At 71.3% G+C, this 12,355-nt stretch carries 12 protein-coding genes; 9 read left to right on the forward strand and 3 right to left on the reverse strand.

Going from position 1 to position 12,355, the window contains the following annotated elements; all coding sequences use genetic code 11:
- The first annotated feature begins 16 nt into the window (after positions 1 to 16).
- The 6 genes from FHS29_RS26860 (at position 17) to FHS29_RS26885 (ending at position 5,731) form a co-directional block, all read left to right on the forward strand.
- Positions 17 to 256, forward strand: a complete 240-nt coding sequence (locus tag FHS29_RS26860) for an acyl carrier protein (RefSeq protein ID WP_184695203.1) — start codon at positions 17 to 19, stop codon at positions 254 to 256.
- Complete coding sequence (locus tag FHS29_RS26865; protein ID WP_184695205.1) at positions 249 to 983, forward strand: SDR family NAD(P)-dependent oxidoreductase; 735 nt, start codon at positions 249 to 251, stop codon at positions 981 to 983. Before FHS29_RS26860 ends, FHS29_RS26865 begins: the two co-directional genes overlap by 8 nt.
- Positions 980 to 2,416: an AMP-binding protein gene (locus FHS29_RS26870; RefSeq protein WP_312865114.1), complete on the forward strand. Its 1,437-nt coding sequence runs from the start codon at positions 980 to 982 to the stop codon at positions 2,414 to 2,416. Before FHS29_RS26865 ends, FHS29_RS26870 begins: the two co-directional genes overlap by 4 nt.
- Complete coding sequence (locus FHS29_RS26875; RefSeq protein WP_184695207.1) at positions 2,413 to 3,459, forward strand: LuxE/PaaK family acyltransferase; 1,047 nt, start codon at positions 2,413 to 2,415, stop codon at positions 3,457 to 3,459. Before FHS29_RS26870 ends, FHS29_RS26875 begins: the two co-directional genes overlap by 4 nt.
- Positions 3,456 to 4,682: an acyl-CoA reductase gene (locus tag FHS29_RS26880; RefSeq protein ID WP_184695209.1), complete on the forward strand. Its 1,227-nt coding sequence runs from the start codon at positions 3,456 to 3,458 to the stop codon at positions 4,680 to 4,682. Before FHS29_RS26875 ends, FHS29_RS26880 begins: the two co-directional genes overlap by 4 nt.
- A gap of 260 nt (positions 4,683 to 4,942) precedes the next feature.
- Positions 4,943 to 5,731 (forward strand): lytic polysaccharide monooxygenase, encoded by a 789-nt coding sequence (locus tag FHS29_RS26885; protein ID WP_184695211.1) that lies wholly within the window; start codon positions 4,943 to 4,945, stop codon positions 5,729 to 5,731.
- A gap of 273 nt (positions 5,732 to 6,004) precedes the next feature.
- Here FHS29_RS26885 and FHS29_RS26890 read toward each other — a convergent pair whose 3' ends face one another.
- The 3 genes from FHS29_RS26890 to FHS29_RS26900 are packed head-to-tail and all read right to left on the reverse strand — an operon-like array spanning position 6,005 to position 9,190.
- Complete coding sequence (locus FHS29_RS26890) at positions 6,005 to 7,102, reverse strand: UDP-N-acetylglucosamine 2-epimerase (RefSeq protein ID WP_312865115.1); 1,098 nt, start codon at positions 7,100 to 7,102, stop codon at positions 6,005 to 6,007.
- Positions 7,103 to 7,134: 32 nt separating this feature from the next.
- Positions 7,135 to 8,301, reverse strand: a complete 1,167-nt coding sequence (lhgD, locus tag FHS29_RS26895; RefSeq protein ID WP_184695214.1) for an L-2-hydroxyglutarate dehydrogenase — start codon at positions 8,299 to 8,301, stop codon at positions 7,135 to 7,137.
- A gap of 22 nt (positions 8,302 to 8,323) precedes the next feature.
- Complete coding sequence (locus FHS29_RS26900) at positions 8,324 to 9,190, reverse strand: LLM class flavin-dependent oxidoreductase (RefSeq protein ID WP_184695216.1); 867 nt, start codon at positions 9,188 to 9,190, stop codon at positions 8,324 to 8,326.
- Positions 9,191 to 9,251: 61 nt separating this feature from the next.
- Here FHS29_RS26900 and FHS29_RS26905 point away from each other — a divergent pair, with 61 nt between their 5' ends.
- From FHS29_RS26905 to FHS29_RS26915, 3 genes are all read left to right on the forward strand, one after another.
- Complete coding sequence (locus FHS29_RS26905; protein WP_184695218.1) at positions 9,252 to 10,064, forward strand: HAD family hydrolase; 813 nt, start codon at positions 9,252 to 9,254, stop codon at positions 10,062 to 10,064.
- Between the two features lie 230 nt (positions 10,065 to 10,294).
- Positions 10,295 to 11,392 (forward strand): DegT/DnrJ/EryC1/StrS family aminotransferase, encoded by a 1,098-nt coding sequence (locus tag FHS29_RS26910; protein WP_184695220.1) that lies wholly within the window; start codon positions 10,295 to 10,297, stop codon positions 11,390 to 11,392.
- A complete protein-coding gene (locus FHS29_RS26915; RefSeq protein ID WP_184695222.1) occupies positions 11,389 to 12,354 on the forward strand; it encodes a Gfo/Idh/MocA family protein in 966 nt (321 codons plus the stop codon). Before FHS29_RS26910 ends, FHS29_RS26915 begins: the two co-directional genes overlap by 4 nt.
- Position 12,355: the final 1 nt, after the last annotated feature.

Genomic DNA, 12,355 nt, shown 5'->3' on the forward strand with positions numbered 1-12,355 from the left:
AGAGATTGAGAGCAGCATGTCGCTTAACGACCGCCTCCGTGACGTCTTCGTCGACGCCCTCCAGCTCGACGGCGACGTGGACGTGGAGAACCTCAAGTACCGCGACATCGACGCGTGGGACTCGGTCGGCCACATGGCGCTGGTCGCGGCGATCGAGGACGAGTTCGACGTGCAGTTCGAGACCGAGCAGGTCATCGACATGAGCAGCTTCAAGGTCGCGGGCGACATGCTGCGGGGCCTCGGCGTCGGTGAGTAGTTTCGACGGCAGGGTCGCGGTCGTCACCGGCGGCACGCGCGGCATCGGGTTCGCCACGGCCGCCGCGCTGGCCTCGTCGGGCGCGACGGTGGTGATCACCGGGCGCGATGCCGGGGTGGTCGCCGAGCGGGCCGCCGAACTGGGGTCGCGGGTGTCCGGGGTCGCGTTGGACGTGACGGACTCGGCGGCGGTGAAGGACGTGTTCAAGGCCGTCGCCAAGGAGCACGGCCGGATCGACGTGCTGGTGGCCAGTGCGGGTGTGCTGGAAGGCGGGCTGATCGGGATGCTCACCGACGACCACGTCGGCACCACGTTGGCCACGAACGTCGCCGGGACCATCGCGTGCGTGCAGGCGGCGGCGCGGGCCATGATGCGCAAGCGGTCCGGGTCGATCGTGCTGCTGGGCTCGATCGTCGGCGAGCGCGGCAACGCCGGTCAGACGGTGTACGCGGCGTCCAAGGCGGCGCTGTCCGCCACCGCGAAGTCGGCCGCCAAGGAGCTGGGGCGGCACGGGATCCGGGTCAACGCGGTCGCGCCCGGCGTGATCCGCACGGACCTGATCGCGGAGCAGTCCGACGAGGTGCTGGCGAAGGTCCAGGCGGACACGGCGCTGGGGCGGTTGGGCACGCCCGAGGAGGTGGCTGCCGTGATCCGGTTCCTGGTCGGCGACGACGCGTCGTTCGTCACCGGGCAGGTGCTGGGGATCGACGGGGGTCTGGTGCTGTGACTCCGCCGCACCCCACGCCGCACTTCGAGACGCCACTGCTTCCCACCTCGCTGCTGCACCCCGCGGCACGGTTGCGGGACGCCGCTTCGGGCGAGTTGCTCGGAGGGGCCGACCTGGCCGGTCGCGTCGCCGGGACGGCAGCGGAGTTCACGGCTCTGCCGCCGGGCGTGGTGTTCCTGCGGGTCGGGCTGGACCTGTCGAGCGTGCTGCGCTACCTCGGCGCGTTCGAGGCCGGGCGCGCGGTGGCGTTGCTGGATCCGGCCCAGGACCGCGATGTGCTGGACGACCTGGTGGCCCGGTTCCGGCCGGCCGCGGTGTTCGGGGTCGCGGTGGACGACGTCGCTCCCGGCTACGCCGCCGCCGGGTCGGACGGCTGGGTCCGGGACAGCGCGGAAGGCGTCGTGCCGCACCGGGACCTGGCGGTCCTGCTGCCCACCAGCGGGTCCACCGGCAACCCGAAGTTCGTCCGGTTGTCGCGGCGGGCGTTGCTGGCCAACGCCTCGGCGATCGCGGACGTGCTCGGGATCGGGCCGGACGAGGTCGCGCCCACCAGCCTGCCGCTGCACTACAGCTACGGGATGTCCGTGCTGAACAGCCACCTGCTGCGCGGGGCGACGGTGCTGCTGGAGGGCTCCGGTGTGGTGGCCCGGCCGTTCTGGGACGCGGTCACCGAGTACGGGGCGACGTCGCTGGCGGGCGTGCCGTACCACTACGAGATGTTGCGGCGGATGCGGTTCGACCCGGCCAAGTACCCGACGCTGCGGACGCTGACGCAGGCGGGCGGGAAGCTGCGGGTCGAGCTGGTCGCCGAGTTCAACGACCGGATCACGGCGGTCGGCGGCCGGATGTTCGTGATGTACGGGCAGACCGAGGCGGCGCCGCGGATGGCGACCGTGCCCGCCGGCCGGTTGGTGGAGAAGCTCGGGTCGGCGGGTCCGGCGCTGCCCGGCGGTTCGTTCTCGGTGCGGACCGAGGACGGGTCGGAGGTCGTCGAGCCGGGAGTCACCGGGGAGGTCGTCTACCGCGGTCCGAACGTGATGATGGGCTACGCGGAGTCCGAGGCGGAGCTGGCGGCCGGGGACGTCGTGGGCGGCGTCCTGGCGACCGGTGACCTGGGCTACCTGGACGAGGACGGCTACCTGTTCATCACGGGGCGGCTCAAGCGGATCGGCAAGGTGTTCGGCAACCGGGTCAGCCTGGACGACCTGGAGGAGCTGGTGAAGCACCTCGGTGCGGCGGCGGCGGTGCCGGCGGGCGACAAGGTCGTGGTGTGGCTGGACCAGGCTTCGCGGGACGGGTGCCGGGCGGCGGCGAAGGTGTTGGCGGAGGCGCTGCACCTGCACGTGACGGGGTTCGACGTGCGGCCGGTCGACGGGTTCCCGCTGCTGCCCAGTGGAAAGATCGACTACCGGTCCCTGGAGGCACAGGTATGAGCGTCTTCGCCCGACCGCAGGCCGAGCGGGAGACCGCGCTGCTCGCCGAGCTGACCGAGCTGACCGCGCACCACCGCGAGCGGTGCGAGCCGTACGACCGGATCCTGTCGTCGCTGGGCACGCCGACGTCGTTCGACTCGATGGCGGACCTGCCGTGGCTGCCGGTGCGGATGTTCAAGACGCACGACCTGAAGAGCATCCCGGACGACGAGGTGTTCAAGGTGCTGACGTCGTCGGGGACGACCGGCGCCGGGGCGTCGCGGATCTACCTGGACAAGGAAGCCGCCGCCGTGCAGCCCCGGCAGCTCGGCGCGACGCTGCGTGAAGTGCTCGGCGGCAAACGACTTCCGATGCTGATGGTGGACACCGTCGGCATCATCAAGAACCGGCGCTCGTTCTCGGCGCGCGGGGCGGGCGTGCTGGGGATGGCGAACTTCGGGCGCAACCACGTGTACGCGCTGGACGAGAACGACCGGCCGGACGTCGACGCGGTGAAGGGGTTCCTGGAGAAGTACGGGTCGGAACCGTTCCTGGTCTTCGGGTTCACGTTCATGGTGTGGCAGTACCTGTACGAGGTCGCGCGCGAGCACTCGCTGGACCTGTCCAACGGGATCCTGATCCACTCGGGCGGGTGGAAGAAGCTCGTCGACATCGCGGTGGACAACGCGGAGTTCCGGCGGCGGTTCGCGGCCGACACGGGGCTGACGCGGATCTACAACTACTACGGGATGATCGAGCAGATCGGCACCGTGTTCCTGGAGGGGCCGTCCGGGAACTCGTTGTACTGCCCCGAGTTCGCCGACGTGATCATCCGCGACCCGGACACGTGGCAGGAGCAGCCGGTGGGCAGGCCCGGCGTGATCGAGGTGATCTCGACGTTGCCGCGCTCGTACCCGGGCCACGTGCTGCTGACCGAGGACCTCGGTGTGGTGCACGGGATCGACGACGGGGACTGGCCGGGGAAGAGGTTCTCGGTGCTGGGTCGGCTGCCCCGGGCCGAGGCGCGCGGGTGCTCGGACACGTTCTCGGGAGCGGTGGCGTGAGCGTGCGGCGGAGGTTCCCGGCCGGGCCGGACGTGTCGGTCGACGAGCTGGTGGCCGGGTTGTCGGCGGAGGCGGTGGCAGCCCCGCTGCGGGTGGGCGACGAGAGGGTCGTCGACTTCCTGGTGGCGTTCGCGCGGAAGCTGCTGGCGCCGGCGACCGCCCGGAGGTTCCCGGAGTTGGCTTCGCTGGGGTTCTTCCTGCGGCGCGGGGAGATCGCGAAGGTGCTCGCCGCGCCGGAGAAGGCGGGGGTGCTGAGGTTCCCGCGCGGGCTGGTGTTCCACGTGCCACCGGCCAACGTGGACACGATCTTCGTGTACTCGTGGGCGTTGTCGGCGTTGGCGGGCAACCGGAACGTGGTGCGGATCTCGCCCCGGTCCGCCGGTGCCGCCTCGGCGGTGGTGGACGCGCTGAACGAGGCGCTGGCCTCGGCGGACCCGGTGGTGGCGCAGACCCAGGTGATGGTGACCTACGACCGGGACGACGCGGTGACGGCGGCGTTGTCGGCCGCGTGCGACCTGCGGGTGATCTGGGGTGGGGACCGGGCGGTGACCGAGGTGCGCCGGATGCCGTTGGCGCCGCACGCCCGGGACGTGACCTTCCCCGACCGGGCCTCGTTCGCGGCGATCTCGGTGGCCGGCTGGGAGGCCGCCTCGGTCCGGGAGCGGAGGGAGGCGGCGGTCGGGTTCTACAACGACTCGTACTGGTTCGACCAGGCCGCCTGTGCTTCGCCGCGGGCGTTGTTCTGGGTCGGGGACGCGGCGGGGGCGGAGCAGGGGCGCGAGGAGTTCCTGGCGCTGCTGGGCGAGGTGCTGGCGGACAAGGGGCACGTGGTGGAGCCCGCCATGGCCGTGCAGAAGCGGGTCTCGGCGTACGGGGTGGCGGCGGACGGACATGCGCGGTCGATCCGGTTCGACGGCAACGCGGTGGCGACGCTGGAGCTGACCTCGGCCGGGGACGTGCCGCGCGAGTGGTTGGGGGCGGGGACGTTCCCGCTGGCCACGCTGCCGTCGCTGGACGCGCTGGTGCCGATGGTGCGGCGGAAGGACCAGACGCTGTCGGTGTTCGGGTTCGGGCAGGGCGAGTTGGAGCGGCTGGCCCACGACCTCGCGGGGCGGGGGATCGACCGGGTCGTGCCGTTCGGGTCGGCGTTGACGTTCTCGGAGCTGTGGGACGGGTATGACCTGTTGTCCGAGTTCACGCGGTTGGTGACGGTGCGGGCGTAGGTGGCGGGGCCGGGGGTGCGGGCGGGGAAGAGGCGGGAGTCGGGGGAGGGGAAGGAGTAGGGAAGAGGGGCGGGGAGAGAGGGCTTCGGTCAAGAAGACCCTACTGTTAACGCCTCGCGGGGAGCCGCGGGTGCGTGCCACCCTTGACCTGCGCCGAGCCACCCCACCTGCGGGGCGTCACGCGAGGCGCGAATCCGGTCGCCGCGGATTTGGACCCTGCCCAGGGAAACCCCTCGGGGTTCCTCCGAAGGAGCTGGACAATGAGTCTGAAACGCAAGCTCGCAGCGGTTCTCGCCGGTGTGGGCATCGCACCCTTCATCGTCGTGATGTCAGCGGGAACCGCGAGCGCGCACGGCTACATCACGTCACCGCCGAGTCGGCAGGCGGTGTGCTTCGCCGGCCGCATGTCGAACTGCGGCGACATCATCTACGAGCCGGGAAGCGTGGAAGGTCCGAAGGGGCAGCAGAACTGCCACGGCGGCGACGGCCGCTGGGCGCCGCTCAACGACGACAGCAAGCCCTGGCCCGCCACGTCGGTGGGGGACAAGGTCGCGTTCAACTGGGCGATCCAGGCCAACCACTCCACCACCACGTGGCAGTACTTCGTCGGCGGCAGCAAGATCGCCGAGTTCAACGACCACGGGCGTCAGCCGGGTCGGACCGTCAAGCACGACGTGAGCCTGGGTGGCCGCACCGGCCGGATCAAGGTGCTGGCCATCTGGAACATCGCGGACACGGCGATGGCGTTCTACGCGTGTGTGGATCTCCAGGTCGGACCGGGTGGTCCTGGGCCTACGACCACTACTGCGCCGACGACCACCACGTCGCCGACTACGCCTACGGAGCCGACTACTACGGCACCGACTACTACGACGACCAGGCCTACGACCACTACGCCGCCTGTGGGTGGGGCTTGGGCGCCGGGGGTCGCGTACACGGCTGGTACGCAGGTCACTTACGGCGGGGCGAACTATCGGTGCCTTCAGGCGCACACGTCGTTGACCGGGTGGGAGCCGCCTAATACGGCCTCGCTTTGGCAGCGGGTGTGATTGCTGGATGTGATTGCTGAGAGTGGTGGAACGGTGGTTACCGGGGTGAAAAGCGCTTAAAAGCGACGCTCGCCGCTGGGCAGACCTCCGGGGGAGGAAAAGCGAAGGGCGTCGTGTTCTCCCCGCATGGCCTGTCAAAGACCACCACACTTGTCAATGGGGCGCAAGCGGTGAAGCGTGCTTGCGCCCCATTGACAAGTGTGGTTGCCCTGCGGGCAGGCCATACGGGGAGAACACTGGGCGACGTGTGCGTCGGCCGGTGGCGGGGGGCTGTCAGCAGTAGCCGAGTTGGGCGAGGGTGTCCACCACGATCTTGCTGGGGTGGAACCGGTCCATCCGGTTCGGCAGGCGGTAGGACTCGTAGTCGTCCAGGAACTGCTGGAGCTTGTCGCCGTTCATGCCGGTCAGCAGGAGGGTGGTGCCGGGGCCGTGCTTGTCCTCGGTGCGCTCGCGGTGGATCGCGCACGGGACGCCGAGGTAGTTGCACTCGGCCTGCAGGCCGCCGGAGTCGGTCACCACGAACTTCGCCCGGGCCATGACGGGCAGGAATGCCAGGTAGCGCAGTTTCGGCTTGAGGATGAAGCGTTCGTCGTCGAACAGGTCCCCCAGGCCGTACTGCTTGATGCGGTCCTGTTCCGGCGGGCCGGCCAGGTAGAGGATCGGCATTCGTTCGCTGGCCTTGCGGAGCAGTTCGAGGGCCTCGCGGTACTTGTCGGCGCGGGAGACCAGTTCGAAGCGGTGCAGGGTGGCCAGGCCGAATTCCGCGGGCAGCGGGAACGTCGGGTCGGCGTCGATGGCCAGGCGCATGGCGTCGATGGCGGTGTTCGCGCCGGTGTTGACGACCGCGCCGCGGGCGTTGCGGAGGTTGTGGACCTCCTTCGCGGTGGGGGCGAAGTGGAGGTCGACGATCTTCGCGGCCAGCTTGCGGTTCAGTTCCTCGGGGAGGGGGGAGAGCAGGCTGCCGGAACGCGCGCCCGCCTCCACGTGCGCCACCCGGGACTTCAGGATCCGCTTGCCGATCAACGCGCCGTACGGCGTGGTGAACGTGTCGCCGTGGACGATGACCAGCGGTGGGCGGCCGTCGTCGGTGAGGATCGAGCGGAGCTCGGTGCGGCGGGTCCAGGCGTTGCGCAGGACGGTCGCCGCCCAGCCGGGGACCTGGGCCGGGCGCTCGATGTGCACGGCCTGCTCCTTCGGCACCAGCCACACCGCGGGTTCCGGCAGGCGCAGGTCGGCCAGCGTCTCGGCGACGTGGTCGACGTGCTGTGCGGTGAACCAGATCTGCGGTTTCGTGCCCCGGTCGGAGATGGCGTGGAAAACCGGGGCGATCTTGATCAGTTCCGCGGTGGTGCCGAGGATGAAGGAGATCACGGCCGGGAGAATACCGGGGCGGCCGTTCCGCCCTACTCGCGCGTCAGGTCGGCCACGTGCTTCGCGATCTCCAGTGATCCCGTCGCGGCGGGGGACGGGGCGTTGAGCACGTGCACCTGCCGCGGGGCGGTTTCGACGAGGAAGTCGTCGACCAGGGAGCCGTCCGGGAGCATCGCCTGGGCCCGCACGCCCGCTCCGGCGGGGACCAGGTCGTGCTCCCGCACGGCGGGGACGAGGCGGGCGAGACTGGCGGCGAACCGCTTGCGGGACAACGAGCGCAGCACCTCGTCCAGGCCGGTGCGGGCGTACTTGCGGGCCAGTTTCCAGGTGCCGGGGAACCTGGCGACGTCCAGCACGTCGCGGGCCGAGAAGTCCCGCCAGTGGTAGCCCTCGCGGCGCAGCGCCAGGACGGCGTTGGGGCCGCAGTGGACGCTGCCGTCGAGCATCCGGGTCAGGTGCACGCCGAGGAACGGCAGCGTCGGGTCCGGGACCGGGTAGATGAGGCCCCGTACCAGGTCGCGGCGGCGCAGTTCGAAGTACTCGCCGCGGAACGGGACGATGCGGGCGGACGGCGTCAGGCCGGCCAGTTCGGCGACCCGGTCGCTGTGCAGGCCCGCGCAGTTGACCAGGACGTCGGCGCGGACGACGCCCTGCGGGGTGGCGACCTCGACCTTGGCGCCGCGGGTGCGGATGGCCAGTGCGGGGGTGTCCAGGCGCAGGTCGTGCTCGCGGAGGTTGCGGACCAGGGCCGCGCAGACCGCCGGGAAGTCGATGATGCCGGTGCTGTCGACGCGCAGCGCCCGGACGCAGGCGACCTCGGGTTCGTGGTCGAGCGCCTCCGCCGCGGAGATGAGCTCGGCCGGCACGCCGTTGGCCTCGGCGCGTTCGGCCAGCGCGTGCAGCCGGGGCAGTTCGTCGGGCGACGTGGCGACCACGAGCTTGCCGCAGACCTCCACCGGGACGTCGTGCCGCCGGGCGAACTCGACCATGGACCGGTTGCCCGCCACGGACATCCGCGCCTTCAGCGAACCCGGCTTGTAGTACAGGCCGGCGTGCACCACGTTGCTGTTGTGGCCGGTCTGGTGGGCGCCCCAGCGGCCTTCCTTCTCCAGGACCGTCACCCGGTCGCCGCGGGCGGCGAGTTCGTTCGCCACCGCCAGACCCACGATTCCGCCGCCGATGACCACGATGTGCCGCACGGGGCGTGAATCTACGCGGCCGTCAGCCCAGCGCGGGCAGCACTTCGGCGGCGATCTCCTCCAGCACGGTCTCGCGCCCGGCGTAGACGCCGTCGTGGCGCGGCCAGTGCACGATCACGTCGGTGAAGCCGAGCTCCTCGGCCCGGCCCACGGCGTCCTGGAACGTCTCGACGCTGGTCAGCGAGTACACCGGGGCCGAGTCGAGGTTCAGGTAGCGGTCGACGCGGCGGCCCGCGCCGTGCTGCGCCTCGGTGAACCTCTTCGACAGCTCCGCGACGCCGTGCCACCAGGCGTCGAAGTCGTCGGTCCGGGGGCCGGTGGTGACCCAGCCCTGGCCGTGCGCGGCGGCGATCTTCATCGCCTTGGGGCCGTTGGCCGCGACCAGGAACGGCATCCGCGGGCGCTGCACGGCACCGGGGGCGCTGCGGGCTTCGACGGCGGAGAAGTGCTTGCCGTGCCAGGTGGTCTTGTCCTTGCGCAGCAGTTCGTCCAGCAGCTCCACGAACTCGCCGAACCGCTGGGTGCGCTCCGCCGGGGTGCGCGGCGGCTCGCCGAGCACCTCCGTGTCGTAGCCTTCGCCGCCCGCGCCCACGCCGAGCGTGAAACGGCCGTCGGAGACGTCGTCCAGGGTCAGCAGCTCGCGGGCGAACGGCACCGGGTGGCGGAAGTTCGGGCTTGCCACGAACGTGCCGAGCCGGATGCGCTCGGTGACCATCGCGGCGGCGGTCAAGGTGGGCACCGCGCTGAACCACGGACCGTCCACCAGGGTGCGCCAGCCCAGGTGGTCGTAGGTCCACGCGTGGTGGAAGCCGTACTCCTCGGCCGCTCGCCACTTCGGCTCGGCGAACCACCAGCGGTGCTCGGGAAGGATGACGATGCCGGTGCGCACGGACGTACCGTAACCAGGTGTTGGTCTCCGGCCGACGGCGGGACCAGGCATCATCTGTGCTGTGGAAAGACCTGGACTGGTGGCCTCGGACGTCGACGGAACCCTGCTCACGCCGCTGCACGGGGTGAGCCCGCGCACCGCCGGCGCGATCGGGCGGGTGGTGGCGGCCGGGGTGCCGTTCGTGCTGGCCACCGGCCGGCCGCCGCGCTGGGTGCCGGACATCGCCGAGGCGGCGGACCTGGACGGCTACGCGGTGTGCGCGAACGGGGCGGTGCTCTACCACCTGGGGCAGGACCGGGTGATCTGGCAGCGGAACCTGGACCCGGTGCTGCTCGGCGACATCATGGGCGCGCTGGACCGGGTGCTGCCGGGGGTGGCGTTCGCGGTGGAGCGGACGGGCGCGTCGGCGTTCGACGAGACCGTGCCGCAGTTCATCGCCGAGGACAGCTACCGGCACCCGTGGCCGGAGGGACCGGAGCCGAACGGCGACCGCTCCGGGATGCTGACCCGGCCGGTGGTGAAGCTGCTGGTCAGGCACCACGAGATGACCAGCGAGGACATGGCGCTGGCGGTCGGCGAGCTGCTGGAGGGCCAGGTGGACGTGACGTTCTCCACCAGCATGGGCCTGGTCGAGCTGGCCGCGCCGGGGGTGACCAAGGCCACCGGGCTGGCGGACGTGGCGCAGCGGCTGGGCGTCGCGGCGGCGGACGTCGTGGCGTTCGGCGACATGCCCAACGACGTGGAGATGCTGTCCTGGGCCGGGCACGGCGTGGCGATGGCGAACGGCCACCCGGACGCGCTGGCCGCGGCCGACGAGGTGACCGGGCCCAACTCCGAGGACGGCGTCGCCATGGTCCTCGAACGCTGGTTCTGAGACCGGGAACGCCGGTTCCGAGGCCGGGCCGACAGCCGCGCGCCGGCCGGCGGCGAGGTCACCGGGTCGCGGCGGGTCGGTGAGCCGCACCTCGCGCCCCGGTGGCCGACCTCGGACAACCCTCGCCGAGCGCCACGCGTCCCTAGAGGTAGCGTGGTGCCCCGCGATGCAGGCCGAAGGCACCGTGTCGGGCGTTGTGCCGGGCATTTCGAAGGCGGAGAGACTGCTGAATGATTCCCATCACTGTCGTTGACGTCGCGGCGGCCGAGGAGCTGGTGCTCCAGGTGCTGCGCTCCGGAGCCATCGCTCAGGGCCCCATGGTCAAGCGGTTCGAGGAAGAGTTCGGCAAGGTCGCCGGGGTGCCGCACGCGGTGGCCGTGAACAACGGCACGACCGCGCTGGTCGCCTCCCTCCAGGTGCTGGACCTGGCGCCCGGCGACGAGGTGGTGACCTCGCCGTTCACCTTCGTGGCCACGCTGAACGCGATCCTGGAGGCCGGCGCCACGGCCCGGTTCGCGGACATCTCCGAGGACGACTTCAACATCGACCCGGACGCGGTGGCGCGGGCCGTCACGCCGCGCACGAAGGTCCTCATGCCGGTCCACCTCTACGGCCAGATGGCCGACATGGGCCGCCTCGCCCCGCTCGCCGGGCAGCACGGCCTCGCACTCGTGGAGGACGCCGCGCAGGCGGTCGGCGCGACGTTCGACGGCCGGCCCTCCGGCAGCTACGGCCTGGGGTGCTTCTCCCTCTACGCCACCAAGAACATCACCACCGCCGAGGGCGGCGTGATCACCACCGCCGACGACACCCTCGCGGACCGGCTGCGCGTGCTGCGCAACCAGGGGATGCGGCAGCGCTACCAGTACGAGGTGGCGGGCCACAACTACCGGATGACCGACGTGCACGCGGCGATCGGCATCCCGCAGCTGGAGCAGCTCGGGACCATCACCGAGGCCCGGCAGCGCAACGCCGAGGCGCTGAACAAGGGCCTGGCCGACATCACGGGCCTGAAGACGCCGCAGACGCTGCCCGGCCGCACCCACGTGTGGCACCAGTACACGGTGCTGGTCACCGACGACGCCCCGGTGACCCGCGACGAGCTCGCCGCGAAGCTCACCGAGAAGGGCATCGGCAACGGCATCTACTACCCGAGGGCGGTCTTCGACTACGACTGCTACCGGGACAACCCGAACGTGGTGGTCTCCGAGGTGCCGGTGGCCCGCAAGGTAGCCCGGCAGGCGCTGTCGCTGCCGGTGCACCCGAAGCTCACCGACGCCGACCTGGACACCGTGGTCTCCGCCGTCCGCGAGGTGCTGGGCGCATGACACCGCGGATCGCCCTCGTCGGCGTGGGCTCCATGGGATCCCTGCACGCCCGCGTGACCAGCCAGAACGAGCGCTGCGAGCTGACCAGGATCGTCGACCCGCGGGAAGAGGTCGGCAAGGGTGTCGCCGACACCTACGGCGCGGCGTGGACGCCGGAGATCGGCGACCTGTCCGACGTGGACGCGGTGGTGCTCGCCTCGGCCACCGAGACGCACCACCGGCTGGCGCTGGAGGTGCTGGAGCAGGGCAAGCCGCTGCTGGTGGAGAAGCCGGTGTGCGCCGACCTCGCGGAGACCGAGGAGGTGCTGGCGCTGGCCGGGCAGCGCGGGCTGCCGGTCATGTGCGGCCTGCTGGAGCGCTACAACCCGGCCGTGATGACCGCGCTGGAGCTGATCACCGAGCCGGTGTACGTCTCCGCGGTCCGGCACTCGCCGTACGCGCCGCGCATCCGCACCGGCGTGGCGTGGGACCTGCTGGTGCACGACGTCGACCTGGCGATCCGCTGCATGGGCGGCGCGGAGCCGAACGGCTTCTCGGCGGGCGTCGGCCAGTTCCACCCGGACTCGGTGCCGGGCGCCGAGGACGTGGTGAACACCCTGATGAGCTTCCCGTCCGGGGCGATCGCGTCGGTGTCGGCGAGCCGGATCGGCCAGCGCAAGATCCGCACGCTGTCCATCACCGAGCTGGACCGGCTGATCGAGGTCGACCTGCTCACCCGCAACATCACCATCTACCACCACGTGTCCCAGGACGCGGCGACGCCGGACGGCCGCGGCTACCGCCAGCAGGCGATCATCGAGATCCCCGAGCTGGTGACCGCGCGCGAGCCGCTGGCCACCCAGTTGGACCGGTTCCTGGACCTGATCGCCGGCCGGGTCGACGCCGACGCCGAGCGCGCGTCCATCCTGCCGTCCCACCGCGCGGTCGCCGCCGTGCGCGCGCAGTCGACCTCCGCTCGATGAC

It is taken from the genome of Saccharothrix tamanrassetensis, assembly GCF_014203665.1.
Lineage (GTDB): Bacteria > Actinomycetota > Actinomycetes > Mycobacteriales > Pseudonocardiaceae > Actinosynnema > Actinosynnema tamanrassetense.